At 67.5% G+C, this 25575-nt stretch carries 20 protein-coding genes, 2 tRNA genes and 1 pseudogene; 11 read left to right on the top strand and 12 right to left on the bottom strand.

Annotated features, from left to right (window positions below; translation table 11 throughout):
• Positions 1-10 precede the first annotated feature (10 nt).
• On the bottom strand, positions 11-514 hold the full coding sequence (locus GY812_14665) for an NUDIX domain-containing protein (protein MCP4436724.1): 504 nt from the start codon (positions 512-514) through the stop codon (positions 11-13).
• Complete coding sequence (locus tag GY812_14660; GenBank protein MCP4436723.1) at positions 514-1287, bottom strand: hypothetical protein; 774 nt, start codon at positions 1285-1287, stop codon at positions 514-516. Before GY812_14660 ends, GY812_14665 begins: the two co-directional genes overlap by 1 nt.
• 76 nt (positions 1288-1363) lie before the next feature.
• Here GY812_14660 and GY812_14655 point away from each other — a divergent pair, with 76 nt between their 5' ends.
• The 3 genes from GY812_14655 (at position 1364) to GY812_14645 (ending at position 3319) form a co-directional block, all read left to right on the top strand.
• Positions 1364-1927 carry a hypothetical protein gene (locus tag GY812_14655; GenBank protein ID MCP4436722.1) on the top strand — a complete coding sequence of 188 codons (564 nt, stop codon included), beginning with the start codon at positions 1364-1366 and terminating at the stop codon, positions 1925-1927.
• A 137-nt stretch (positions 1928-2064) separates the two neighbouring features.
• Positions 2065-2673: a sigma-70 family RNA polymerase sigma factor gene (locus GY812_14650; GenBank protein ID MCP4436721.1), complete on the top strand. Its 609-nt coding sequence runs from the start codon at positions 2065-2067 to the stop codon at positions 2671-2673.
• Between the two features lie 28 nt (positions 2674-2701).
• Entirely contained in the window at positions 2702-3319 is a 618-nt protein-coding gene (locus tag GY812_14645; protein ID MCP4436720.1) for an anti-sigma factor, read from the top strand.
• Between the two features lie 13 nt (positions 3320-3332).
• Here GY812_14645 and GY812_14640 read toward each other — a convergent pair whose 3' ends face one another.
• Positions 3333-4049 (bottom strand): phosphatase PAP2 family protein, encoded by a 717-nt coding sequence (locus GY812_14640; protein ID MCP4436719.1) that lies wholly within the window; start codon positions 4047-4049, stop codon positions 3333-3335.
• A gap of 89 nt (positions 4050-4138) precedes the next feature.
• On the opposite strand from GY812_14640, the gene GY812_14635 reads away from it, so the two are divergent.
• The 4 genes from GY812_14635 to GY812_14620 all read left to right on the top strand — a co-directional run bounded on the left by GY812_14635 (position 4139) and on the right by GY812_14620 (position 11212).
• A complete protein-coding gene (locus GY812_14635) occupies positions 4139-6589 on the top strand; it encodes a phosphotransferase (GenBank protein ID MCP4436718.1) in 2451 nt (816 codons plus the stop codon).
• A 142-nt stretch (positions 6590-6731) separates the two neighbouring features.
• On the top strand, positions 6732-8288 hold the full coding sequence (gene otsB, locus GY812_14630) for a trehalose-phosphatase (protein MCP4436717.1): 1557 nt from the start codon (positions 6732-6734) through the stop codon (positions 8286-8288).
• Positions 8285-10690, top strand: a complete 2406-nt coding sequence (locus tag GY812_14625; GenBank protein MCP4436716.1) for a glycoside hydrolase family 65 protein — start codon at positions 8285-8287, stop codon at positions 10688-10690. The genes otsB and GY812_14625 overlap by 4 nt, the downstream gene beginning before the upstream one ends.
• Before the next feature lie 66 nt (positions 10691-10756).
• On the top strand, positions 10757-11212 hold the full coding sequence (locus tag GY812_14620; GenBank protein ID MCP4436715.1) for a hypothetical protein: 456 nt from the start codon (positions 10757-10759) through the stop codon (positions 11210-11212).
• Here the strand turns inward: GY812_14620 and GY812_14615 are convergent.
• The 3 genes from GY812_14615 to GY812_14605 form a co-directional block, all read right to left on the bottom strand.
• A complete protein-coding gene (locus GY812_14615; protein MCP4436714.1) occupies positions 11209-12828 on the bottom strand; it encodes an MFS transporter in 1620 nt (539 codons plus the stop codon). The genes GY812_14620 and GY812_14615 overlap by 4 nt on opposite strands.
• 90 nt (positions 12829-12918) lie before the next feature.
• Positions 12919-14133 carry a hypothetical protein gene (locus GY812_14610; protein MCP4436713.1) on the bottom strand — a complete coding sequence of 405 codons (1215 nt, stop codon included), beginning with the start codon at positions 14131-14133 and terminating at the stop codon, positions 12919-12921.
• A 76-nt stretch (positions 14134-14209) separates the two neighbouring features.
• Positions 14210-15520, bottom strand: a complete 1311-nt coding sequence (locus GY812_14605; protein MCP4436712.1) for a fasciclin domain-containing protein — start codon at positions 15518-15520, stop codon at positions 14210-14212.
• Positions 15521-15820: 300 nt separating this feature from the next.
• Between GY812_14605 and GY812_14600 the strand changes: the two genes are divergently transcribed.
• A complete protein-coding gene (locus GY812_14600) occupies positions 15821-17023 on the top strand; it encodes a hypothetical protein (GenBank protein ID MCP4436711.1) in 1203 nt (400 codons plus the stop codon).
• A gap of 1077 nt (positions 17024-18100) precedes the next feature.
• Here GY812_14600 and GY812_14595 read toward each other — a convergent pair.
• Positions 18101-18427 (bottom strand): helix-turn-helix domain-containing protein, encoded by a 327-nt coding sequence (locus tag GY812_14595; protein MCP4436710.1) that lies wholly within the window; start codon positions 18425-18427, stop codon positions 18101-18103.
• A 275-nt stretch (positions 18428-18702) separates the two neighbouring features.
• Between GY812_14595 and GY812_14590 the strand changes: the two genes are divergently transcribed.
• Both GY812_14590 and GY812_14585 read left to right on the top strand, forming a co-directional pair.
• On the top strand, positions 18703-19875 hold the full coding sequence (locus GY812_14590) for a hypothetical protein (GenBank protein MCP4436709.1): 1173 nt from the start codon (positions 18703-18705) through the stop codon (positions 19873-19875).
• Entirely contained in the window at positions 19872-20621 is a 750-nt protein-coding gene (locus tag GY812_14585; GenBank protein MCP4436708.1) for an SDR family oxidoreductase, read from the top strand. Before GY812_14590 ends, GY812_14585 begins: the two co-directional genes overlap by 4 nt.
• A 648-nt stretch (positions 20622-21269) precedes the next feature.
• Here GY812_14585 and GY812_14580 read toward each other — a convergent pair.
• From GY812_14580 to GY812_14560, 5 genes and pseudogenes are all read right to left on the bottom strand, one after another.
• Positions 21270-21342 (bottom strand) — tRNA-Ile (locus GY812_14580).
• A gap of 411 nt (positions 21343-21753) precedes the next feature.
• Positions 21754-21900: pseudogene (locus tag GY812_14575) on the bottom strand (oligopeptide transporter substrate-binding protein).
• A 436-nt stretch (positions 21901-22336) separates the two neighbouring features.
• Positions 22337-22409: transfer RNA gene (locus GY812_14570), tRNA-Asn, on the bottom strand.
• Between the two features lie 136 nt (positions 22410-22545).
• Positions 22546-24000, bottom strand: coding sequence for a HAMP domain-containing histidine kinase (locus GY812_14565; GenBank protein MCP4436707.1), 1455 nt, complete (start codon positions 23998-24000; stop codon positions 22546-22548).
• Complete coding sequence (locus tag GY812_14560) at positions 23997-24668, bottom strand: response regulator transcription factor (protein ID MCP4436706.1); 672 nt, start codon at positions 24666-24668, stop codon at positions 23997-23999. Before GY812_14560 ends, GY812_14565 begins: the two co-directional genes overlap by 4 nt.
• Positions 24669-24789: 121 nt before the next feature.
• Between GY812_14560 and GY812_14555 the strand changes: the two genes are divergently transcribed.
• Positions 24790-25491, top strand: a complete 702-nt coding sequence (locus GY812_14555; GenBank protein ID MCP4436705.1) for a hypothetical protein — start codon at positions 24790-24792, stop codon at positions 25489-25491.
• Positions 25492-25575 lie beyond the last annotated feature (84 nt).

The raw sequence follows: 25575 nt of genomic DNA, 5'->3' as shown, positions 1-25575 counted from the left end.
GGCCCAGCGATCAGCTGGGCAGCTGGCCCGGGCGGTCGATCAGCCCTGCACGGGCCAGGGCCGTCCATGCAGAGGCGGTGTCGGCAGACAGCTCCGGTGCCTGGCCGGGCGGGAACCAACGGGTCTCAAGGATTTCGGCCGAGGTCGGGCGAGCGGTGTCGGGGTCGACCCATGGAGCTGGCCGGGCGAGGAACACGACATCGACGCGGCGAAGTTGCGGCAGCACGATCACGGCGGGCTCCCCCACCAAGATCACCTCCAGGCCCGACTCCTCACGCGCCTCGCGCACTGCGCAGACCTCCGGAGCTTCGCCCGGCTTCGCCAGCCCGCCCACTGTCCCCCACCGCCGGTTGTAGCTGTGGCGCACCAGCAATACCGACCCGTCGTCGCGACGCACGATGCAGAGCGCGCCAACCGTGTACTTCGGCGAGAACGCCCTCACGACGGCACGACGCATCCCCCGCGGAAGCCGGCCGAACGCCCAGAGCACCGCAACCATGAGCCTGCGTCGCATCAGTCGACCTTCCTCGCTGCGAGCGCCGCCTCGTGGAGCTCCGGCGTGCATGCCGACACGGGCGTGCGCCTGGCCTCATGGTCGAGGACTACGAGGTCGCGACCGTGCACGTCCGCGATGTGGCCGCCCGACTCCGTCAGCACGAGCATCGCGCCCATCCAGTCCCAGGGACCGAGCGCGTCGAATGTGCAGTCGATGGTTGCGTCGACCGACCCATCGGCGACCGCACAGATGTCGAGCGCAGTCGCGCCGAGTGACCGGTACTGGCGCCAGCCCAGGTAGGGGGCGATGCCGTTGAGGACCACCAGGGAGTCGGCCATTTCCGTGGTCTCGGCGGCTTGGATCGCCTCGCCGTCGCGCCAGGCACCCATGCCGCGTACTGCGGTGTAGCGGGTGCCGGTCGCCAGGTTCACCACCAGTGCTACCCATGGGCCCTCGGCGTCCAACGCACAGAGGCTGCTCGCGTACCAGGGGATGCCACGCGACGCGTTGGTGGAGCCGTCCACCGGGTCCACCACCACGACCAACTCGGCATCGCCCCGGGTCAGCCCGGACTCCTCCGACAGCACGCCAACCCCCGCCTGGCCGAGCACGCCGAGCACGGCCTCGTCGGCCACCAGGTCGAGGCGGTACTGACCCGGTCGTTCGCCCTTGGCCCGCAAGGCTCCGACCCCGGCGTTGGCCGCCCGGTGTCGGGAGAGCGCCTCGGAAGCCGCTGAGGCAGCGGCGTCGAGCAGAGCCGACACTTCCGATTCGGAGGGTCCGGGGGCCATCGGCGCAGGCTACCGGTGGCCGGGTCAAACATATGGAGCTTTGCCAAACGCCGCGGGACTGGCACTCTTGTTGGCGATGGCAATGATCGATGTGGCCGGCTTCGTGTCGGACCTGAAGAACCACGCAGCAGACCACGGCTTCCATGTGCACGATGAGCGGCACTTCGTCGAGACCTATTCGATGCGACAGTCGTTCGAGGTGGACCTGCACCCCGAAGAGGCGTGCGGCGGCCCACTGGAGTTCCACCTGTCGGTCGAAGTCGACCCCAGGGCCATGCTCGCGTTCGAGGACGCACTGCTCCCGCTGCCGGAGGGCGAGGAGCCCGAGGAACGCTTCGAGATCCCGATCACGTTCAACTGGTCCCTCCCCCCGGTGCCCAACGGCCCCGACCTGCTCCTGCTGGCCACCGAGCTGGCAGGCATCGGTGGCCCAGACCTGCCCGTGGAGGTGTCGGCGGTCGACTCGTTCCAGATCGTCACGGACCCGTCCGTGCGCACCCTGTCGGTGATCGCCCGGGTCAACGTGGGCATGTGGCAGGTCTACATGGGCGAGGAGATGCTCTGCGACGTGCTCGAGCGTTGCCTCGAGGTGAGCCGCTTCCTGCTCGAGTCGGCACCCGCCTGGATCGACGAACCCTGAGACGTATGCGCTGACAGCCGGACATAGATGGAATATTCCCGGCCTAGCTGCATCCGTGGGGAAAATGCCGGCGAATAGCAGTACATGGACGATCACCGGGGCTGCCCAGAATGCGGGCGACGACCGCAGGGACCTCGATGAGCACGGCCCTTGCACTTCCGCTGACCGGCGATGGTGGCTACTCTCCGAAGGTGTCGTCCACCGAGACCCTCGACGAGTCAGTCGTCGCCGCGTTTGCTGCCGGTGAGCAAGCGGCGCTGAAGTCGCTCTACGACTCGACTTCGCGGCTGGTCTACTCGTTCTGCCGACGTAGCCTCGGAGCTGAGGCCGCGGCAGACGTTACCCAGGAGGTCTACGTTTCCGCGTGGCAAAGCCGCGCGCGATACAGGCCCGATTCGGGAACACTGACCGGCTGGCTGATGGGGATCGCCCGCTTCAAGACGATCGACGCCCTCCGTGCCCAGGGGCGCCGCCCACAGACCGCCGATGGCGAGGAGCCGGAGGAGCTCGGTTCCGACGAGGAGAGCATCGAGGCGATGGGCCAACGGATGCTTGTCGCCGAGGCGCTCGACCAGTTGCCAGAGCGGGCACGCCAGGCGGTCGAGTTGGCCTTCTGGTCGGACATGACTCACGCTCAGATCTCGGAGCAAACGGGCGTTCCTCTCGGTACGGTCAAGAGCGACATCCGACGCGGCCTCGAGCGCCTGCGCGAACACCTGGAGGGCTTCGATGCCAGTGGATCCTGAAGATCTCACCATCGAGACCCTGCGTGCCGTGTCTGTAAAGGACCGCCGCCGCAACGATCCACCACCGGACCTGTTCGGCGCGATCGAGGCCGAGGTGTTCGGCAGAGGTGGACCGGCCGGCAGCACGAGAGCGGGTCCGCGTCCGGGTCAGTCACCTTCCGGGGTTACCGATCTCGCCGCGCACCGACGGCGTCGGAACAGCCGTATGGACAACCGCACACGCAATCTGGTGGTGCTGGGCGCGGTGGCCGCTGCGGCGGTGCTCATTGCGGGCGTGGTCACCACACTGAGCAACCAGGTACCCGACCAGGAGGTCGTGGCTTCGGCCGACATGGAGCTGCTCGCCGGCGCGGGCAGCGCATCTGCTGAACTCGTCGACCGCGACGACGGCACCTACCTAGTGGTCGACGTGGCCAACCTCTCCCCAGAGGAATCAGCAGACTTCTACGAACTGTGGCTGCTCGCTCCCGACGTGAGCGAGATGGCCTCGGTCGCCCGCTTCAGCCAGGACAGCACCACCGTCGAGGTCCGGCTGCCGGGTGATGTCGACCCGAACGTGCTTCCGGTGGTCGACATCTCCAGCGAGCTCGACGACGGTGACGACACCCACTCCGGTGCCAGCATCCTTCGCGGCACCCTCGCCTGACCCGGGCCTGACCTCACCCCCGCCGGGCGCTGTGTCGGCGTGGCTGGCCCGGCACCCCAACCGCCAGGTTCCAGCCGTTGCCGATGGAGTATCCGAGAGCGGCGCCTCCCACCACGTCGAGTGGCAGGTGTGCAGACACCTGGATCCGGGCGAGCCCGACCACGCAGGCGAGCAACCAGGCAAGCGCCCGCGCCCGCCGTGACAGGTAGGGCGACAACAGCGCCGCCACCGAGAACGCCACCGCGGAATGGCCGGACACGAAGCCGAGCCCCTCATGTGGCGTGCCGGCCCTGTTGGCGAACTCGCTGAGCATCGAGAACGGCCGGCCACGCTCGACCGCACCCTTGAGCACCTTCGCCGCCTGCCACGAGACCACCCCGACGACGACCGAGCCGGCTGCCGGCCTCCAGCGGCGAAGGTGTCGCCATGTGAGCCCACCCACGACGAACGGCCCGAAGAGCGATCCGAGCTGCATCGGAAGCCACAGCACGAACTCCAGGTTGCGCGGCCCACCGTTGAGGGATTCGAAGAGCCGCTCCTCCCACTCTGGGAGGCCTTCGACTGCAACCCAGCTGGTCGCACCCAGCACTGCGACTCCCCCGCCGATGCGCACAAGCAACCCGGGTGGCCTCACCAGATGGTCGGGCTGCGGCCAGGCGGTACCAGGTTCGGCACTGGAAGCCGGCCCCTGCATGGCCGGTCGGAGCTCGGCTGCGGCGCGGTCCTGCATCGGGATCACGGTAGCGGCGCTGAAAGCAGGCCTTGCATCGGTGTGCGCGCACCATCCGGGTAGCGTCGTTGGCGACCCGCCCGTCAACCATGACCTCGACCACTCCCACCACCGGCCCGCCCCCCGGCAGAGACCACCCCGACTCGGCGACGGCTGCACGCGGAGCCGGCCACGAAGAGATGTTCGACCCCGCCGAGGCGGTGTCTGGCTACGAACGCTCACCCGAGGACCTGCTGAGGCTTCTGGTGTCGGTCACCGTCGTGATCGTGGTGGTGCTGGTCACGAAGCTGCTGAGCGACGCCGTTGGCGGATTCCAGAGGGACTTCGTCGCCCTGCTCGCCGTTGGCAGCACCCAGTTGGTCCGCATACTCGAAGGCCTGTTGGCGCTCATATCGCTCAGCCTGGCCCTCCTGACGCTGCTACTGCCCCTGCTCACGAAGCGGCTGCGCACGTTCGGCTACGTGCTGGTAGCCAGCATCGTCTGCTCGCTCGTAATAGGATCGATCGACTCATGGCTCGGATTGAGCGGCGCGATCAACGAAGTGGCACGCGAAGCAGGGCTGGACCGCGGCGGCCTGCCCGATGCAACCGAAGTGGCGCAGAACTCCGCCGCGATCGTGGTCTTCTCCCCGTTCGTCACGCGGCGGTGGCGCCAAACCCTGTGGTCACTGTTCGGTGCCATGCTGCTGCTGCAGGTGGTCATCTCACTGCATCCTCCGGCGGCGACCGTGGTGGCCCTGGCGGTGGGTCCCGCGGTCGGCAGTGCCACACTGCTGCTCTTCGGCCGACCCACCTCGCGCCCCACCCGCACTGCGATCACCGCAGCCCTGGCCGCGGCCGGCCTACCGGTCACCTCGCTGGAGCCGGCCTCGGTGGACGCACGCGGGTCGACCCCGTACTTCGCGACCGCTCAGAGCGGTGAGAAGCTCTTCGTGAAGGTGCTTGGAGCCAACGAGAGGGCCGCCGACCTGCTCTTCCGCCTGTACCGCCGGCTAAGGCTGCGAAACGTCGGTGACGAACGCCCTGACTCATCGCTGCGCAGGACGGTCGAACACGAGGCGCTGGTGTCGTTGCAGGCGCGCGATGTGGGCGTGCTCACCCCGCGCATGCGGGCCGTGGCCAGCGTGGGCCAGGACTCGTTCCTGCTGGCCTACGACCTGATCCCCGGCCGATCCCTGGACGGGGTCGAGCCCCGTGAAGTCACCGACGAGGTTCTCGCAGCCCTGTGGGAGCAGGTCTCGATCCTCAGGACACACCGCATCGCACACCGCGACCTGCGACTAGCGAACGTCTTTATCGACGACGACATGACTCCCTGGATCATCGACTTCGGCTTCGCCGAGGTGGCGGCATCCGATTCGCTGCTGCATGCCGATGTGGCGCAACTCCTTGCCTCGCTCGCCGTCGCAGTCGGCCCCCGCCGTGCGGTGTCCAGCGCCATCGAGGGAGTCGGCGAAACAGGCGTGAGCGACTGCGTCAGCCGGCTGCAGGTCGTGGCGCTGAGCGGTGCGACCCAGACCGCCCTCAAGGAACACCCCGGACTACTCGGCGAGCTACGCGCCGAGGTGATCTCGCAGTGCGGCATCGACCAGCCCGAGATGGATCCGCTCACGAGATTCCGACCCGGTTCCGGAGGAGTGCTCGCCACGGCCGCGCTCCTTCTGTACGTGGGCGTGCCGATGGTGATCGGATTCGACGACATGGCCGACGTGGTCTCAGCCGCCGACTGGAGCCACATGGGTACGGTCGTGGCAGCAACCATCGCCCTGCTGGCGTCGCTCGGATGGCAGCTCTACTCGATGGCGCCGGCGACACTGCCTGCGTGGCCGACCCAGCTCGCGGCGCTCGCAGCCCGCTTCGCCTCCACCACCGCGCCGTCCAACGCGGGCGGCAACTCCCTCACCGCCCGGTACCTGGAACGCCATGGGCTGACCAACTCACAGGCAGTCGCAGCAACTGCCCTCGGGCGGGCGGTCAACGTGGGGGCATGGCTGTTCCTTCTCGTGGTGTTCCTCTTCTGGGCGGGGCGAAACACTTTCGAGTCGGTCGACGTGGACCGGCCCGAAGCCCTGTGGGCAGGGCTCGCAACTGTGGCCGTGCTTGCCGGTCTCTCCCTGTTGTTCCCGGCCGTGCGCCAGCATGTCTCACACTCCACCCAGCTGGGGACGGCCGGGGTGCGCGCCGGACTGGCGCAACTGAGCGGATCACCATCACGGCTCGCCACGACCGCCTCGGCCGCACTGCTGCTGGCCGTGGCCAGCCTCGTGGCGCTGCGGAACTCGCTGGAGGTGTTCGCTGATGCTCCAGTCGCCACGGTGGGCGTGATCCTCTTCGCAGCCTCGGTCGCGGCAACCGTGGTACCGACGCCCGGCCACGTGGTCGCCACCGAGGTCCTGCTCGTGGCGGGGCTCGCCGCGGCCGGAATCGCGCTCCCCGAGGCGGTCGCAGCGGTGCTGTTGTGCCGGCTGTTCACGTTCTGGCTTCCGATTGTGCTCGGAGCACCGGCGCTCCACCTGCTCCGCCGCTCCGACCGTGTCTGAGACCGTGCCGACAAGAGTTCACGCGATGTTTGCAGCAAGGATGCCGCACACATGGAGAATCACTTCCTGGCACCGATAGTCTCTTGCGGCGCCAAAGGTCGCCGCCGCCGAGACACGACGACGGACACGAGCAGGAGGTCGGGTGCCACAACTGGAAGCCGTCATATTCGACACTGACGGCGTCATCACCCAGACCGCTGCGGTGCACTTCTCTGCATGGAAGAGCGTTTTCGACGGCTTCCTGGCCGAGCATGCGACAGGCGACGCCGCCGAGCCCTTCACGGACGCCGACTATCGCCACCATGTGGATGGGATCGGCCGCTACGACGGGGTGGATGCCTTCCTGCGCTCGCGTGGGTTCGAGCTGCCGCGGGGCAACCCCGAAGACCCACCCGGGGACTCCACGGTCTGTGCAGTGGGCAACACGAAGAACTCGGCGTTCGAGGCCGCGGTCCACGAGCACGGGGTGCTCCCCTACCTGACCACCCGCCGCTTCATCGAGTCGCTGCACGAAGCAGGAATCCGCACTGCGGTGATCTCGGCATCCAAGAACTGCGAGATGGTGCTTCATGCGGCCGGGATGGACGACCTGTTCGAGGCGCGTGTAGACGGACTGGTGCAGGCTGAGATGGGATTCCCCGGCAAGCCGGCTCCCGACGTGTTCCTCGAAGCCGCCAGCCGACTGGGCGTGAAGCCGGGTGCCGCCGGAGTTGTGGAAGACGCAATCTCGGGCGTGCGCGCAGGTCGCGAGGGCGACTTCGGGCTGGTGATCGGACTCGACCGCACCCGCAATGCCGACCCGCTGGGGCAATACGCGGACATCGTGGTGCCCGACTGCGCAGACCTCGAGGTGGTCGCCGTCGGCGACGCATACGGCGTCCGACGGGCGATTCCCGCCCGAGCGGTGTTGGCCGACCTTCCTGTGGCCACTGAGGACCACGACATCACGCGCCAGGTCGCGGGGCGCACCGTGGCGGTGTTCCTCGACTACGACGGCACACTCACACCGATCGTGGACCGGCCAGAGGACGCAACCATCGACCCCGCCACGCGCGCTGCGCTCGAAGCGCTGGCCGAGAAGACCGTCGTCGGCGTCGTGAGCGGACGAGACCTGCCCGACGTACTCGACATGGTCGGCGAGGCACCGATCTGGTTCTCCGGCAGCCACGGCTTCGACGTGCGCTCCCCCGACGGGAGCCGCCAGGAGTTCGAACACGGAGCGGCAGCGCTACCGGCACTTGATGCCGCCGAGAGAGAACTGGCCGACCCGATCGGGGCGGTCGAGGGCGCATGGGTGGAGCGCAAGCGCTTTGCGATCGCGGTGCACTATCGCGCCACGCCCGACGAACTGGTAGCCGATGTCGAGTCGGCTGTGGCAGCCGCGGCAGACGCACATCCCGAGATCCGCATGACCGGCGGCAAGCGCATCTTCGAGCTCCGCCCGGCGATCGAATGGGACAAGGGCAAGGCCGTGCGCTGGCTCGTCGAGGCAGCGGGCCTCGACCCGGCCGACGCGTTGGCGATATTCATAGGCGACGACGTGACCGATGAAGACGGCTTCGCCGAGGTCCGCTCGCGGGGCGTGGGCATCGTGGTCGGCACCGAGGACCGCACCACGGCAGCCCATGACCGCCTGGATGACCCGGATGCGGTACGCGTCTTCCTCGAGCAACTCACCGCTGAACTGGCTGAGCCATGAACGAGTTCCTCTGGAGCTACTCGGGATTCGTGGCCGAGCACGAGGGCCAGCGTGAAGCCCTGTGCACCCTGGGCAACGGATACGTCGCCACCCGCGGCGCGCTCGCGGAGGCGGAAGCCGACGACCGCCACTACCCGGGCACCTACCTGGCCGGAGTGTTCAATCGCATAACCACGAATGTCGAGGGTCGTGAGGTCACCAACGAGAGCCTCGTCAACGCGCCCAACTGGCTGCCGCTGCGGTTCCGTGCCCTAGGGGGATCGTGGTTCTCCGCCGAGGCCGACACCGTGGAGTCGCACGACCTGGAGCTCGACCTGCGCAGGGCGGTGCTCACCCGCAAGAGCCGACTACGAGACTCCGACGGCCGAACGCTCTCGATCACCGAGCGACGCTTCGTCAGCCTGTCGGACCCGCATCTGCTCGCAATCGAGTCGACCTTCGTACCCCTCGACTTCTCGGGGCCGGTCCAGATCGAGTCGGCACTCGACGGCACCGTGCAGAACACCGGCGTCGCCCGCTACAACGACCTCGGCACCGACCACCTGGAACATGTGCAGTCTCATGCGCTCGACGACGACTCGATGCTGCTGGAGGTACGCACCAATGACTCCGGGGTAGCCATCGCAGAGGGGGCCCGCACGAGGGTGTTCGACTCCCGCGGCGAGAGGCTGCCGGCCACCGCGACCTGTGAGGCCACCGAGCGGCACGTGCGGATGCTGATGGAAATCGAGGCTGGCGAGGGCCGGGAGATGATCGTCGAGAAGGTCGTCTCGATCTACTGCTCCCGCGATCAGGGCATCTACTCCCCGGCAGTCGCTGCAACACACGCGATCAGCGTCGCCGAGGGCTTCGAGGAGCTGCTCCAACGCCACGTGAGGTCTTGGTCCAACGTATGGGATCGAAGCCGGATAACCCTGAAGGGCGACGTGGGCCACACCGCCCGGGTGCTCAACCTGCACATCTTCCACCTGCTCGCCACCGTGTCGAAGAACACCACCGAGATCGATGCCGGAGTGCCCGCACGCGGGTTGCATGGCGAGGCCTACCGAGGCCACATCTTCTGGGACGAGCTGTTCATCTTCCCGTTCCTCACCCTGCGGGTGCCGGAGCTCACCAGGGCGCTGTTGCGCTACCGCGCCCGCCGGCTCGGCAGGGCCCGCGAGGCAGCCGCTGCGGAGGGCCACGAGGGAGCGATGTTCCCGTGGCAGTCGGGCAGCGACGGCAGCGAGGAAACCCAGGAGCTTCACCTCAATCCGAAATCCGGCCACTGGATCCCCGACGCTTCGCGGCTCCAGCGCCATATCAACGCAGCTGTGGTGCTGAACGTGTGGCGCTACTGGCAATCGACCACCGACCTCGAGTTCATGCGCTTCTGGGGTGCGCGCATGGTCCTCGAGATCGCCCGCTTCTGGGCGAGCCTGGCCACCTACAACCACGCACTCGACCGCTACGAGATCAAGGGCGTGATGGGGCCCGACGAGTTCCACGAGGGCTACCCCGACCGCGACGAGCCCGGCCTCGACAACAACGCCTACACGAACGTGATGGCAGTCTGGTGTCTGTGCCGGGCGTTCGACGTGCTCGAGATCCTGCCGTCGACGCGCCGCGCGGAGCTGATAGAGACGCTGGGCATCTCCGACGACGAACTCGACCGATGGGGCGACATCAGCCGCAAGATGCGGCTGTGCTTCCACGACGACGGCATCCTCAGTCAGTTCGAGGGGTACGCCGACCTCAAGGAGCTCGACTGGGACTCGTACCGCTCTCGCTACGACTCGATCGCTCGCCTGGACCGGATCCTCGAAGCCGAGGGCGACACACCGAACGCATACAAGCTCGCCAAGCAGGCCGACACGGTGATGCTGTTCTACGTGCTCAGCACCGATGAGCTGGGCGAGATCTGGGAGCGGCTCGGCTACGAGCTCGAACCCGACGCCCTGGCCCGCAACATCAACTACTACGAGGAGCGCACCTCGCACGGCTCCACGCTGTCGATGATGGTGCACGCCTGGCTGCACAGCCGGCTCGACCGCGAGAAGTCCTGGAGCCTCTTCCGCTCGGCGCTCGAGTCCGACATCAACGACGTGCAGGGTGGCACCACGCGCGAGGGCATCCACATGGGCGCCATGGCAGGCACCGTCGACCTCATCCAGCGCTGCTACGGCGGCATCGAGACCCGCCGCGACGTGCTCTACATCAACCCGCGCTTGCCAGAGGAGCTTCACGAGCTGGCCTTCGGGATCAACTACCGCCGCCAGAACATCCGGCTCGAGTTCAGTCACGACCATATCCTCGTGCGGCTCTCCGACGACACCGGACACGAGGTCCCGGTTGCGATCGACGTACTCGGCGAGTTCGTGGTGCTCGAACCCGGTGACACCTTCGAGATGAGACTGGACTGAGCCGGTACGGTACCGAGGTCGCGACAACATGGAATCACGGCTGTCCACTGCGGCTGGAGCCACCAGATGAACGAACCGGCACCCATCACGATCACGAGGGCACAGCAGCGATTCGCCTCGTGGATGACCGACGTGCTCGTCTACATCGTGGTGCTCAACCTCTTCGTCGAGTTCTCCGACGCGGTCGTGATCGACTCCTTCTGGATCTCGATACTCACAGCCGTTCTGCTCAAGGCCCTGCTCGACGTCATCACCGGCCTGGAGCACCGCACCTCGGCCTTCTTCAGGGAGCTCGGCGGAGCGTGGAGGGCCGTCGGCCTGCTCGTGACATTCCTCATCCTGTTCCTGTCGAAGTTCGTCATCCTCGAATCGGTCGACATCGTGTTCAGCGAACACGTGGAACTGGGCGGGTTCCTGCAGGTGGTGGCCCTGATAATTGCCCTGATGGCCACCCGGCGGGCATTCGACGAGGTGTTCCGGCGACTCGGTGACGTCGAGTCGGCCTCCACCCTCGGGGCCTAGGTTCCGATCGTCATGTCGGCGGTCCTGGCGATCGGGATCGAGTGGTAAGGGGACCGGATCATCACACCGGACGAGTCGTCGGTCTCGTCGGGTTTCTCGGGTACGTGGCGCTTGCGGCCCAGCAATGCACCGGCCACACCGATGACCGCGACGACGAAATTGAGTATGAACGCTGCGCTCAGGCCGTCTGTGAACGCGACCCGCACGATGCCCTCCACCTGGTCCGCGGTGGCCGGCGACAGCTCAGTGAGCTTCTGGGCTGCTTCGTCGGATCCGGCCAGCAGCCCCTGGATCTCCGACTTGTCGGCCGACGACAGCTGACCTCCGGCCGCTGCCACCGCGTTGTCGTAGCCGTCGGTCTCGAACACCTTGAACACGAAACCGCTGACCGCAATGCCGAATACCAGCGCCACCATTCGTATGGCGGAGATCACCCCAGAGGCGAGACCCGCCTTGTCATCGGTGACGGCATTCATGGCCGCTGTGGTCGAGATGTTGTAGGCGAGCCCCTGGCCAATCGCGGTGACGCCCAGCGCCGTGACCACCAGCCCGAGTCCGGTGTTGGCGTCGCTGAGCACCAGTGGCACGCACGACGCGGCGACGATCACCATGCCCACGAACATCGGCCAGGTCGCACCCCACTTCTCGAACACCTTGCCCGAAACCGGTCCCATCGCAGCGAAGGGAACCGTGTACGCGAGGAACACCGCGCCGGCTGCCAGCGCGCTGTAGTCGAGTGCGTACTGCACGTAGAGGGTGACGAAGAACATCATGGCGCTGAACACCCAGTTGCCCGTCCACGCGACAACGGCTGCGCCGGCGTACTCCCGCGTTCGAAACAGCGTGAAGTCGACCAGCGGATCACGCGACCTCCGCTCGAGCAGCACGAAGGCGCCGCCCAGCGCCACCCCGAGTATTAGGGGCAACCACGATGCCAGCACCGCAAACCCTTCGTTGGATGCGGTCTGGAACGCGAAGGTCGCCATCACCAATGCCGCTGTGATGGCCACGAACCCGGGCCAGTCGACACGCTCGGCCTCCGGATCGGTCGACTCCTCGACGAACATGAGGGTGAACACGACGCCGGCGATCGCGAGTGGCACGTTGACCACGAAGAACCAGCGCCAGTCGAGCGAGGTGGTGAAGACGCCGGCGATCAGCGGGCCGATCGACTGCCCGATCGTGCCGATGCCGGTCCATACCCCGATGCCGACTCCACGGCGCTCCTTGGTGAACGCATAGCTGACGATCGACAGTGACGTGCCGTAGAGCATCGACGCCCCTACGCCCTGCACCACGCGCGCCGCGATCAGGAATCCAAGCGTCGGGGCCAACGCACAGGCTGTGGAGGCTGCCGCGAAGATGACCGTGCCGGCCAGCACGATCTTGCGGCGTCCGACGATGTCGGCGAGCCGCCCGAGCGCGATCAGGGGCGCCGAGAACGCCAGGAGGTACGCGTTCACCGTCCACTCGAGGGTGCCGGTCGAGCCCCCGAGGTCGCGCCCGATGTCGGGCAGAGCGACGGTGACCCCGAAGAAGTCCAGGGTCAGGATCAGCAGCGGAAAGGCCATCGCGGTGACGGTCCACCACGGGCTGCGCTTCGCCGCCCTGTTCACGTCGGCACTGTAGCCCGCGAACCCGTGCACGGAGCGGAGCACCCGGTCCGGGACGGCAGCGGCATCAGGTCAAAGCACTGGCAGGCAGGCTCAGTTGGGCTCCACAACCGCCGTCTGTGAGCAGGTGGCCGCTGTGGTGTTGACCGGGTTGCACCGGGCCTGCACGGGAAGGCCGAGATCGGCGATGTAGCCGTTGTTGGCCGGCTCTCCCACCGGGTGGTCGGTGTGCACCATCTGCGCTCCTGAGCCCAACGCCGTGTCGCGACGCGCCGGATCGAGGATGGCCCCCGGTGCGGGGTTGGCGTCCGCGCGGGTCCGCACGATGTAGCCCTGGGCCACCGCGGACGCGATTGCCGAACCGTCGCCGGGGTCGTTGATCTTGAGAACGGCACCGTCAGGTTGGCCCTGCCCAGAGCTGGTGAACATCGCGCGGCCGACGAGGCCCGCGTGGCCCACGAGGTACTCGTCACGCAGGTCTGCGTTGTCCATCGCAACGAGCATCTTGCCCCGGGATTCGGCCAGTGATGGCCATCCGGCTGTGGTGATCGCCGTGTTGAGGTCGGCAGCTCCACCGCGCACGGAGTCGGGTGTGATCAGCCGGTCCCCCACCGCCCCATTGAGTTCCGCGTCGACTGCATCGAGCATCGCCGTGTCGAACGGCAGGATCGGGGTGGCTGGAAGACCCTCGGGAAGGCTGCCGCCCTTCATCTCGAGCATAACCATGATCGGTGTGTGGCCAGGGTGGACGTCGGACCACGCCCGGATCTCACCGAGGCACTCCTGCAGGGTGGCGCAGTGAGTGCGCCAGTCGAGGTCCGCTATGTGGATCACCTTGAATCCGGGCTGGCTCAGGTTGTCGGGCAGGAACGGGTCGCTCCAGCCGATGACCGAGGCGAGCGCGGGGGCCGTGAAACGTCCGCCGTCGGGGTCCGCGTAGATGTCGAACTCGAAGGTTCGGATGCCGCGTTCGAGTTGCTGTGTGATCGACGCGTGGGTGTAGTTGAGAGCGGCCGGATTGCCGAGCCCGGCCGCGATCTCGGGGAACGCCGAGGCTATGCCGGCCAGGAAGCTGGCAGCTGGAGCGCCGGGTGCGATGTGGTAGCTGTTGTGCGATCCGACCAGCTGGATCTCGTTGAGGTCCACCAGGTCGTCGCCAACGGGCGTGTCCGGCCAGCCGACAGGGATCGTGGTGGTCGTCACCGGCACATCGCGCGGATCGGCCTCCGCTGGGGCCAGCGCTGCGCACGCACCGGCCGTCAGAGCGACTGCGCCCGCCAACAACCCGATCTTCGTCTTCGTCGCCATGTCGCCCCCGGTTAGCCGTGGGCGGAGATTACATCCCTTGCCGGCCGGACCGCTTGGCCCGGCCGGCATGGTCAGGTCAGGGGGTGCTCGAAGAGCTGGTCGGAGTCGTGGTGGTCGTGCTCGACGTCGTCGACGACGTGGTGCTCGAGGTGGTCGACGACGTGGTGCTGCTGGTCGTCGAGGATGTCGTCTCCGAAGTCGTGGTGGTCGGGTTGAGGTCCACGCCCGGCGGCACGAGCACAGCGTTGATCCCGTGCACAACGCCGTTGCTCGCCACGAGGTCCGGGTCAACGACCTCGGCATTGTTGACGGTCACCTTGTCACCTGACACCACGATGCTCAGGCTGCTGCCCTCGACCGAGTTGAGGCTCTCGGTCTTGAGGTCCGAGGAAGGCAGGTTGCCGGCCACGACGTGGTAGTTGAGGACGGTGCGCAGCAGCTGCGGATCGTCCTGAAGCGTCTGCAGCTGCTCGGGCGGCAGCGCCGCAAAGGCGGTGTTCTGGGGAGCGAACACCGTGAAGGGACCTGCCGAGCTGAGAGTCTCGGACAGGCCCGCATCGGTCAGCAGGCTCGCAAGTGTCGAGTAGTTCGGATTGTTGGACAGCACCTCCATCACGTTCTGTGACGGCGGGGCGGTGAGGTCGAGGCCCGGCGGCACCAAGACCATGTCGATGCCTTGGATTATGCCGTTGGTGGCCTCCCAGTCAGGCTTGATGATCTTGGCGCCGTTGATGGTGGCCGAGTCACCGGAGCCTTCCACCGTGAGGTCGGGGCCGTCCTGTGTGGGGATGCTGGCGGGCAGGTCCGCCACCTTCAGTGCGCCGGCGGTGATGTGGTACTGCACGACCTGGCGGAGCTTGTCGTTGTCGGTCTCGAGGACCTCCATCTCGCCGGCAGGCAGGGCCTCGAAGGCCTTGTTGTCGGGAGCAAACGTGGTGAACGGACCGGTCTCGGAGAGCAACGAGGTGAGGCCGGCCTTCTCGATGAGACCTGCGAACGTCGTGTAGTTGGAGTCGCCCGCCAGGGTCTCGGGAATGGGCTTGGTCTCGTCGTCGCCTCCGAACAGCAGCCACGCGCCGACGCCCAGGAGCGCCAGGACGACCACCACGATGGCGACGATCGGCCAGGGGTTGCGCTTGCCGGGCCAGAGGACGCCCACGCCGGGCACCTCGACGCCCGCGACGGCGGCACGGGCCGCGTCGACGTCGCCCGCGCGTACGGAGAACTCGAACTCCCTCAGCTGCTCACCCGTGAGGTACTGCGAAAGCATGGCCAGGTCGCCGTTGTCGAGCGCCTGCTGGATGAGCGGCAGGTTGCCGTCCTGCAGCATCTGGGGCAGGCCCACTAGTGCGGGCGGCATCTGTTGGGCGGGTGGGGGGTTGGACATCCGCTGGTCCCTTCGGTTCGCGGCTCAGTGGCGCAGTCGACTGGGTACGAGCCTACAGGCGCGGCCGGGGCGATCGGGGTACACCTACGCGGTCGTTTCAAGCCTGCGCATGCCCGCAAGCGGCCAAGGGCCCGTGACGCCCATGACACAGACTGTCGGCAACACATACGTGGGACCTCGACAGGCGGATGTGGTTCCCCAGCAAGGGGCGCTCACGCGCACCTGCGCCGAACTGCCATGATTGGAGGCGTTGCGTGGTTGAGCACAGGCTGGGCCGATCCGTCGACGAAGGGGGCGTACTTGACGAACACGCCGATCAAGCGCATGCGCGTGTGGTTTGCCTGCTTCCTCACCGCGACCCTCTCGCTGGTCGCCGCCGCCTGCACCACGGCAGCCGGCGGCGGGCCTCATACCACCGTCGCGCCGGTCGGCCCGCCTGCGGTGTTCTCCTTTTCCGCCACGAGGGCCTCAGGCCCGAGCCCGCTGACCACCGCGCTCACCTGGTCGGTGCCGATACCCGAGTCGACCCCGTTCACATGCCTGATCGACCTGGATGACGACGGAGCTGCGGAGATCTCCGTCGCTGAATGCACGAGCAGCTCGATGCGATCGGTCACGTTCGACAGCGAGGGCACCCACACGGTTCGGCTCAGTGTCACCGACGGGGAGACCACGGCAACCAGCGACGCCGTCAATGTCACGGTCGGCCCCGCCAGCGCCGACACCTACGACATCGACCTGCGCCTCGCGCCGGGGATCAGCCCATCGCAGCAAGCTGTGTTCGAGGCAGCGGCCAGTCGGTGGGAAGAGGTCGTGCGCACAGGTTTGCCCGCGATCGAGTTCACGGCTCCGGCCGACTACTGCGGCACCGGCAGCCCGGCGTTCAGCGGCGAGGTCGACGACCTCCTGGTCGACGCCGATGTCTCCCCCATCGATGGCCCGGGCGGCGTGCTCGCCAAGGCGGGGCCATGCCTCGTGCGGTCCGCCGGAGGACTGCCCGTGTTCGCTGCGATGCAGTTCGACTCCGCCGATGTCGCCGACCTGGAGACCGACGGCGTCTTCGAAACAGTGGTGGCACACGAGCTCGGCCACGCCATCGGATTCGGCACCGTGTGGGACTCGTTGCTCGTGGGTGCAGGCTCGGGGCAGCCCCGCTTCGCGGGCCTGGTGGCGCGGGGAGCCTGGGACGCACTCGAAGGCGGCTCGGGCGTGACCGTTCCGGTGGAGGGCGGCGGTGGTCCGGGGACCGCCGATTCCCACTGGCGCGAAGCCGTCTTCGAGAGCGAGCTGATGACCGGCTACATCGATCCCGACCCGAACCCCCTCAGTGCCGTCACCATCGGGGCGCTTGCCGACCTGGGCTACGGGGTGGACCTGGGTGCCGCCGACTCGTTCGGCACCCCCGCACTGCACGCACACGGCACATGGGAGTTCGAGCTCCGCTCCGAGCCGTTGGCCCTCCACGAGGAGCTGCTGCACCCCAAGGGGCACGTTGGCGGCTGACAAGGCACTGGGCCTGCGGTTGGCGGACTTCACCGCCACGCCGATGTCATGCGACCGAGCGACGATGATTCGAGCCGGCCTCGGCATCGAGGTCGTCACCGGGAGGCGATGCACCCACCGTCGCGCCCGGCGGGCCAAGAAGTTGCGCTCTTCAGGTGCCCCGGGATCCCGATCAAGCCTCAGCCTGCTGTCGGACTCTGTTGCGTGCCACGCAACTATGGGTCACAATGTCGAAGTCGCGATCGCCCGCGACACAGCCACGCCTTGGGTCGGAACGAGCAAGTCTCCCGACTCCCCCGGCACGCCTCAAGACCACACTGAGGCCTGCCGGGGTTCGGCGTCGGCAGCATGCTGCTCAATCGTCGGACCCGAGTCGCAGAAGGGCTACCTCAGCACTGTCCAGTCGGGCAGACAGTTAGGTGATCTGGTCTCTCAGACGCTCGTTCTCTGCGATCAGGTGTTATCGGATCTCAACTCTTTGGCCATAGTCGGCCAAGAGGTCCGCGCGCACTGCGGCGTCTCCTGCAGCGAGATCGGCCAATCTGAACAGCACTGACCTGATGTGGCGCACGCCGTCAACAGAACAGTCATCCATTGGGACGGTGCGAGTCGCGTAATGGGCCTCGTTGACATTGTGGATCAACTCGAGCAGCCCCAACGAAGCGGCAACGAATCTGGCTCCGTTCGGCGGCTCGTCATCCGAGCCGATAGCCATTGCATGCGCCACATACCTGGCCACATCCAAGCGTCCCAGTTCGGTTTGTTCGCTCCACCAGTACGCCGGAACAGGCCATGATTCGTAGTCAGGATCCTGGGGCAGCAACCTCGACAGAACTGGCCTAGACGCAGCGCTGAGGGCCTCGATCTCCTGGAGGTCCATGTCAGCTTCGACCAAAGCCGACCAGGTTCTGGACACGTACTCCTGGGATTCCCCGGCCGGTCACTCAACTCTGCTCGCACCTGGCGCAACCATTGGGCCCATGGCTCTGGGTCCTCATGGGCGCGCCAGCGCCCAAGGGCGTCCAACCCTCTCGCATCCCCCTGGTCCTCCCAAACACGGGACCCCGATTGAGGCAACTACCCAGCCTCTACCTGACTGCTCCTTTGAGCGAGTTCGCGTTCCAGCTCCTCGACCCTGTTGCTGAGCGCCTCGAGCCTCGTGTCCAAATCGCTGCTCTGCGCACCAAGTGCCTGCGCGATCTTGCCCGACTCCCAGCCGAAGAAGGACTCGATGGTCCGCCATCGGTCCATGTCCGCCACGATGAGGCCACTGACCCACCGCGACACGGTCGCCTTGCTCACGCCCGCCACCTCAGCCAGCTCCGACTGCCCGCCCCGGGGCCGCCCAGCCAAACCCTCTCGCAGGATGATGCCGAACTCTCGACGTCTCGCTTCGCTGCTCATGCGACCAAGGTTACACAATGAGCAACCGCTACCCCCGTCGCCGGCCGCAACACGACCGGTCCGTGGCAGATCGACGTCATCAGGCACGCCAGTGGTGTGTGCCAGCACACGATCGAGCCCGTCCAGAACTGCAACGACAACAGTGGGCGAGCCCGCAGGGGCGTACACGAACCAGCATGGACCACCCTTTTGCTGCCCCGGGCGAGACCTACCATTGCCCGATGCCTCTCACCCGAACGCGACGAGCAGGAGCGAGCGAAACCAGCCTCGCGGCCATGCAGACCTACGCTGCCGGTGCCACCCAGGTGACGGCCACGCTCTCTCTGGAGGGCGATCTGCCGAACGATGCCGCGATGGCCGCTCTCCAACAGGTTCACGACCGCCATGAGATCCTCCAGCAGCGGCTCACCGAGGACGAGGACGGATGGGTATTCGAGGGACCGGTTCCCTTCACCGAGGTGCTCCTCGAGACCACCGAACCCGACGACGGGGAGACCGACGACGTCACCTCCATCTCCTCCGCCATCGACGACCGCCTCCCACTCGAGGGCCCTCTGTACAGATGCAGCTACACGGCCCCGACCGCAAGCCGTGGAGGGAGACTGACGGTCACGGGCCAACACGCGGTCCTCGACGGCGACAGCATCCTGGCGTTCTGTCGGCAGTTCGTCGCGGCAACGGCGTCGCGCCTCCCATCGGGGACCTTGGCCATGCCGGACCCCATCGAGGTTGCGTTGGGACCCGGCGTCGTGACCGCACCCAAGGCCCCTGTTCCGTTGATGGCCCCGGTTGCGGACAGGGTCGCGGCGACGGAGCGCTCCACCGGTGTCGCCGCCTGGGAGCTCGATGAGGCGAGGACGGCAATGCTGCACGACCGCAGTCATGAGGAGAGGACGACGGTGGGCGCGGTCCTCGCGACGGCGCTGGCCCGGGCGGCGAGGACGCGGCTCGGCGCCGAGCACCCCACGGTCAGCGTCCCGGAGGATCTGCGTCACCGGACGACACCACCGCGTTCGGACGAGGTGATCGGCCTGTCGATCGCAACCCCGACCTTCCAGCCGTCCGACGGCGGGATCTGGCCCGCAGCCCGGGCCCTCCACGATGACCTGACGGCCGCGCCGGTCCCACGCAGTGGGGCCGTCCCGGTGGCCGACGTGATCGCCGGGATCCGACAGACTGCTGACGCGTCCATCGCCGGGGTCTCCACCGTGGCGATGAGCAATCTCGGTGTGGCCGACTTCTCGGTCGCGGGCGGACCGGTGGAGGTCACGTCGTTCCGGCTCCTCACCTGCATGCGCTGGGGGGCCTGCGCCCTCCTGCTCGAAGCGTCGACGGTGAACGGTCGGATGATGGGAAGCTTCGGATGGTGTCGTCCCCTCGTCGGCGACGCGACGGCAAGGGCCATGATCGACGAGGTGGAAGCCACGATCGAGGAGGCCATGTCATGAGGTTCGAGGATCGGGTCACGCTCGTCACCGGCGCCCGCACCGGCGTGGGTGCGGCCACCGCAGCCCGTCTGGTGGCCGAGGGCGGCGCGGTCACGCTCGTCGGCCACGACCACCCTGACCTCCACGCGGCAGCGAGCCGACTCTCCGCCCAGGGTCCCGGGCAAGCCATGGCCGCGCCGGCGGACGTGGCCCGCGAGGGGGAGGTCGACGCAGCCATCGAGGCCACCGTGGCGGCCTTCGGCCGACTCGACGGGGTTGTCACGTCGGCCGCGGTGTTCGAAGCGGCCGACGCTGTACCCGTGGAGGAACTCCAGTTCGCCGAATGGCTGCACGTCATCGAGGTCAACCTCGGCGGCACGTATCTGACGGTCAAGCACGCCCTTCCCCACATGGAGGCCGACGGTGGGTCCATTGTGTTGCTCGCCTCCATCGCCGCCCTCACGGGGGTGGGTGGGCATGCCGCCTACACGATGAGCAAGGGGGGCATCGTGGCGCTGACACGCCTGATCGCGGCGGAGTACGCGCCGCAGGTGCGGGCCAACTGCATCTGCCCCGGCGGAATCGACACCCCGATGACCCGCGCCCTGCGACCGGACGCGAAAGGCCCGATGCCTTCCGACAGTCCCCTGCAGCGAGTGGCCGAGGCGGAGGAGATCGCCTCGACCGTGGCCTTCGCCCTCTCCGACGACGCCTCCTACATGACAGGGGCCACGCTCGTGGTGGACGGCGGCTCGACCATCCACTGATGCTCGACCTTCGGGGTCTGCCGCCCGGACGGACGGCTGAGCGGGCGATAGCGGGTTCCTCCAGCGCGCCGACGCAGCGCAGGTAGCGGTGACGGGCTCCGGCAGCCCCTGCATGTCGTGGCGCGTGCAGTGGGCTGCGGGTGGGCTGTCACGTCGCTCGCCGGCGGGTCCCCAAAGGTTTGGCCGGGCAGCATCGACCCGGGACCGGACCCGCCACCCCCCTCGGGACCAGGGGACTGGTGCAGGAGGTTCATGCCGCCGCCTCGGCCTGCGACTCGAGGTACACCCGGCGGGCTCGTGCGTTCATGCCACCCCTGTACGCCCAGTGGGTACAGCGTGTCGAATGCGTCGGTGAGGCAGTCGATGCGAACGCGGCAGCGGTCACCGGCCGGCCGTGCCTGCAGTTCGCGGTCGGTGTAGGGGTGGACCCGCGGCTTTGCTCGCGATGACCTGCTGGTCGATGATTCGGTTGTGCAGGACGGCGAGGTCGCGGTCTTCTCGGCATGCAACGTGGAGCCACCAGCCGGGGCGGGACCGTTCGCTGGCCGACCCCCTATCGGTAGACCTGCGGGCGCATCCTGATGTCGAGCACCATGAGTTCTAGGACAGCGACGCTGCCGACGAGTTTCCTTGATATAGAGCGGTTTGTGGGCCGGGTGGGGATCGAACCCACGACCGAGCGATTATGAGTCGCCTGCTCTGACCACTGAGCTACCGGCCCAGCGGGCAGCGTATGCGCGCTGGAGGCGCTGGTAGGCACCCGGACGGATCAAGGCCTGTAGGCCGTCACCGAGGTGTCGGCACCGTCCCATGAGTAGGAGTCGTGGGTCATGCCGGTCAGTTCGAACTTGATCCTGGTCACCTTCTTGCCGCCCTTGCGTCGCTGCAGTGACGACTCGACCTCGACGGACCCGTCGGATGCCGTCGTCAGGACCACGGTCTCCTCGGTCCAGGACACGCGACCCTTGCCGTCCACCCGCTTATACCTGATCGCCACTTCGACCTCGGCGCCGGCAACCGGCTGATCCGCAGCGTCGGCGAGGGTGAGCGTCGTCGAGGCTGCCCAGAACCGACCCCACCAGAACGTGACTGCGGAGGGAGTCGACATGGCCGCCGTTGCCTCTGCCGCCGGCGGAGCAGTCGTCGTGGTGGTCGAAGTCGTGGTCGTGGTTGTGCTCGTCGTCGTGGAGGTGGCGGTGGTCGGCGCCGTTGTCGTCGTGGAAGACGTCGGCGTCGATGTTGTTGTGGTCGAGGTCGAGGTCGAGGCGGAGGAGGTGGTGGTCGGGGCTGCTGTGGTGGTGGGGGCCTTCGGGCCTACGAGGCCGGCCGAGGTTTCCTGCATGATCCCGGAGACCATGTCGGTGGTGTATTCGGTCGCGGAAACGGTGGGCAGCGCTACCAGCGAAATGAGCAGCGCGTACTCCACCGCCGCGATGCCGCGGTCGCTCCGACGGACCCGCCGCTCGCGCAAGCCCTTCAGCTTCTCGATTCCCCGTTTCGTCATTGCACTCATGTCAACTGCCCAGTATCTGTCGAGCTCCCCGAGACAATTGTCGGCTGTCGCGGGGCGCGCTTCATGGGCCGATATGCCCTCAAATCCCGGGACTCCGGACACCTCGCGGTAGGCCTTTTGGCCCGTCGCCGCCTGTTTGCACCGTTCCCCCAAACGCAAAGGACCCCGGATCGCTCCGAGGTCCGAATCGCGCACTTCTCAGCTCCGGGGGTGGGGCTCGAACCCACGACCTGCGGATTAACAGTCCGACGCTCTGCCAGCTGAGCTACCCCGGAAGGCACGTGTCGGGCGGCGCTGGCCGGTCCCGACGGCTCACCGAATGTAGCAGCGGCCCAACGCCGTTCACGAAACCGTTGCGGGCATCCCGACGGTCGCGAAACGGCGGGCGGAACCGGCGCTGCGAGCCGACAATCAGTCCGTCGCGGCGGGAATTCTCACGACCAGACGCGCGCCGCCAAGCGACGGAGATTCCTCCATGGACACGGTCCCCGAATGGCGTGCCGCCACAGCCGCGACCAGCGGTAGCCCCAACCCCGACCCGCCCGTACTGCGGTCCCTCGCCTCTCCAACCCGCACGAATCGCGAGAACACCCGCTCGCGGTCCTCGGGCAGCACACCGGGCCCGTCGTCTTCCACGACCAGGCTGGCCTGGCCGTCGCCGGTCGGCCCCACAGTCACAACCACCCGAGCAGATGCGTAGCGGCAGGCGTTCTCCAGCAGGTTGCGGGCAACCTCGTCGATGAGCCCGGGCACACAGGTCACCGCCACCGATTCGAGCTCGACCACGACCGGCACGGTGCAGTCACCGGTACTACCGAAGCGCTGCACCGACTCCCCCACCAACTCGGCTAGGTCGCGGCGCTCCTCGGTACCGACCCTTCGCTGCTCATCCAGTCGGGCCAGGTCGAGCAGGTCGGCTATCAACGCTTCCATCCGGTCAGCCTCAGCCACCACGTCACCGGCGGCCCGGCCCCACGATCCGTCGGGGTCTTCCACCTGGGCGATCTCCGCAGCCGCCCGGATGGTCGACAGCGGACTGCGCAGCTCGTGTGATGCATCGGCCACGAACCGCTGCTGGCGCTCTGCACCCGACTCGATGCGTTCGAGCATCTGGTTCATCGTGCCCGCCAACTCGGCGATCTCGTCATCGGAGCCCGGCACCGGAACGCGCTGGTCGAGCGACGCCGATCCGATACCGCGCACCCGAGACGAAATGGCGTGTACGGGCGCCAGGGTGCGCCCCACGAGGAGCCAGGTCGCGGCACCGAGCAAGACCACAACGGTCGGCACGATCACGATCAGGGCGTTTCGAACGGCCCGCACGTTGGCCCGGGCCTCCGCTACGGTCTCCTCGCCCAGCGAGCCGAGCGTGTCGGCCCCCTCGGCCAGTTCCAGCTCCCCCTGCTGGACTGCCTCGATCAAGCCCCTGGGGTCAACCGGCGCGAGTGCTGGTTCGCTGCCATCCGCTATCGGGTCATACACGTCGATCACGTCGCCGACCTCGGCATCGAGAAGTACTTCGGCAATCACCTGTTCTAGGTCGGGGTCGAACAGGACCCCCTGCACGAGGGTCCCATCGGTGCCGAACACGCCCTCCAACTCGAGGCCCGATTCGGTCTGCACCTCCACGAACACACTGTCCTCGAAGGTGTCCCCCAGCTGTTCGGCGGCGATGCCCACCGCCGCATCGACGGTCTCGCGCGTGGAGTCCACCAGCTCCCGCTCGACCAGGGCGAGCAACGCCACCGACGCCACCACGAGCACTACGGCGTTGACGGTGGTGGCGAGCACCGTGATCCGCACACGCACCGAACCCCACCAGCGGGACCGCCCCTCCGGCCTGCGGTCGGTCACCCCCGCGCTCACGTCGCCGCCGCCCTATAGCCCACTCCTCGCTGGGTGTGGATCGTGCGCACGCCGAATGGCTCGTCGCACTTGCGGCGCAGGTAGCTGACATACACCTCGACGGTGTTGGGGTCGTGCTCGGCGTCCATGCCCCACACCCGCTCGAGAATCTCCTGCTTGCCGACCGGGTCGCCCCCTGCGCGCAGCAACACCTCGAGCACCGCGAACTCCCTCGGGGTCAACTCGATCGCCTCACCGTCGCGGCTCACCGTGCGGCTCGCCGGGTCGAGTCGCAACGAGCCCGCCTCGAGCATCGTGGGACGCGGCTGGGCCCCGCGCCGAGCTAGGGCCCGCAGGCGCGCCAGCAACACCACGAACGAGAATGGCTTGGACAGGAAGTCGTCGGCACCCGTGTCGAGTGCCTCGGCCTCGTCCCACTCGCCGTCCTTGGCGGTGAGCATCAGGATCGGTGTCCAGTTCTCGTCCTCACGGATCTGGCGGCACACCTGGTAGCCGTTCAGTCCCGGCAACATGATGTCGAGAACGATCGCGTCATAGGTGCCCTCTCGGGCACGCCACAGCCCGGTGTCGCCGGCGTGCTCGACGTCGACCGACACACCCTGGCCCTCGAGGCCTTCCTTGACCACCTTGGCCAGGCGCACCTCGTCCTCGATCAGCAGAACTCTCACAACCCAAGTGTCGCAGCGAAAGCTTGGAAAACCCTGAGAACCGCGGCAGCTCTCAGCGTCTCCTCAGCCTCGATCCGTCACCGTCGAAGGCGTCCGATCACGAATCGACACAGGAGGAGACATGGATACCAACCACGATCCATCAACACACGGCGATGACGCCCCCGCTACGACACGGGTCCGCGGCCACCGCAAGCTGTTCGGTGCCATTGGCATCGCAGCGGTCCTGGCCCTCGGCGGGTCCGCCGCGGCAATCGGCGTCGGAGCCCAGGAAGGGACCCCACAGGACGAACCTGCCGGGGCACCCGCTGCCGAGGGCGAGACGGCCCCCCAGCCCGCTGACGGGGTGGTGGGCGACGACGAGTACGAGGCGCTCGAGCAACAGTTCGAGCAATGCCTCGAGGACGCGGGAGTCGACCTCGACGCAGCATTCGAGATCGAGGAGTCCGGCACCGACGACGAGATCGAGGCCGTCTGGGAGATGATCGACCCGGCCCTCGAGGAATGCGAGAGCGTATTCGACGGTGTGATGCACGAAGACGACGTGGCCTGGGAGCAGTGCCTGGCCGACTCGGGCATCTCACTCGACGAACTCGAAAGGGCCGAGGAAGAAGCTGTGGCCGGTGGCGCCACCGAAGAGGACCTCGACGCTGTATGGGAGCAGCTCGAGCCGAAGTTCATCGAGTGCGACATCGCCGTGTTCGGCGAGGAACTCGAGGACTTCGAGGGCTGTCTCGAAGAGGGCGTCGAGTACGACGACCTCTACGAAGACGAGACGGGCGAGCCAACCGAGGAGGAACCGGCCGGCGAGTCAGATTCCTGAGCCGATACTGTCGACAACGGTCCCCGGTCGCATGGTCCAGGCCATGCGCCGGGGCTCGGCCGCGTGCGGGCCACGAGAGGCCGG

It is taken from the genome of Actinomycetes bacterium, from assembly GCA_024222295.1.
GTDB lineage: Bacteria > Actinomycetota > Acidimicrobiia > Acidimicrobiales > Microtrichaceae > JAAEPF01.
The sequence above is the reverse complement of the archived record's forward strand: the minus strand, read 5'-3'. Positions and strand labels throughout refer to the sequence as shown.

Coding starts and splice junctions, on each gene's coding strand:
- GY812_14650 (MCP4436721.1), top strand. CDS start 2,065: ATGAGCACGGCCCTTGCACTTCCGCTGACCGGCGATGGTGGCTACTCT.
- GY812_14590 (MCP4436709.1), top strand. CDS start 18,703: ATGCAGACCTACGCTGCCGGTGCCACCCAGGTGACGGCCACGCTCTCT.
- GY812_14625 (MCP4436716.1), top strand. CDS start 8,285: ATGAACGAGTTCCTCTGGAGCTACTCGGGATTCGTGGCCGAGCACGAG.
- GY812_14605 (MCP4436712.1), bottom strand. CDS start 15,520: ATGTCCAACCCCCCACCCGCCCAACAGATGCCGCCCGCACTAGTGGGC.
- GY812_14620 (MCP4436715.1), top strand. CDS start 10,757: ATGAACGAACCGGCACCCATCACGATCACGAGGGCACAGCAGCGATTC.
- GY812_14660 (MCP4436723.1), bottom strand. CDS start 1,287: ATGGCCCCCGGACCCTCCGAATCGGAAGTGTCGGCTCTGCTCGACGCC.
- GY812_14655 (MCP4436722.1), top strand. CDS start 1,364: ATGGCAATGATCGATGTGGCCGGCTTCGTGTCGGACCTGAAGAACCAC.
- GY812_14585 (MCP4436708.1), top strand. CDS start 19,872: ATGAGGTTCGAGGATCGGGTCACGCTCGTCACCGGCGCCCGCACCGGC.
- GY812_14610 (MCP4436713.1), bottom strand. CDS start 14,133: ATGGCGACGAAGACGAAGATCGGGTTGTTGGCGGGCGCAGTCGCTCTG.
- GY812_14665 (MCP4436724.1), bottom strand. CDS start 514: ATGCGACGCAGGCTCATGGTTGCGGTGCTCTGGGCGTTCGGCCGGCTT.
- GY812_14640 (MCP4436719.1), bottom strand. CDS start 4,049: ATGCAGGACCGCGCCGCAGCCGAGCTCCGACCGGCCATGCAGGGGCCG.
- GY812_14635 (MCP4436718.1), top strand. CDS start 4,139: ATGACCTCGACCACTCCCACCACCGGCCCGCCCCCCGGCAGAGACCAC.
- GY812_14595 (MCP4436710.1), bottom strand. CDS start 18,427: ATGAGCAGCGAAGCGAGACGTCGAGAGTTCGGCATCATCCTGCGAGAG.
- GY812_14555 (MCP4436705.1), top strand. CDS start 24,790: ATGGATACCAACCACGATCCATCAACACACGGCGATGACGCCCCCGCT.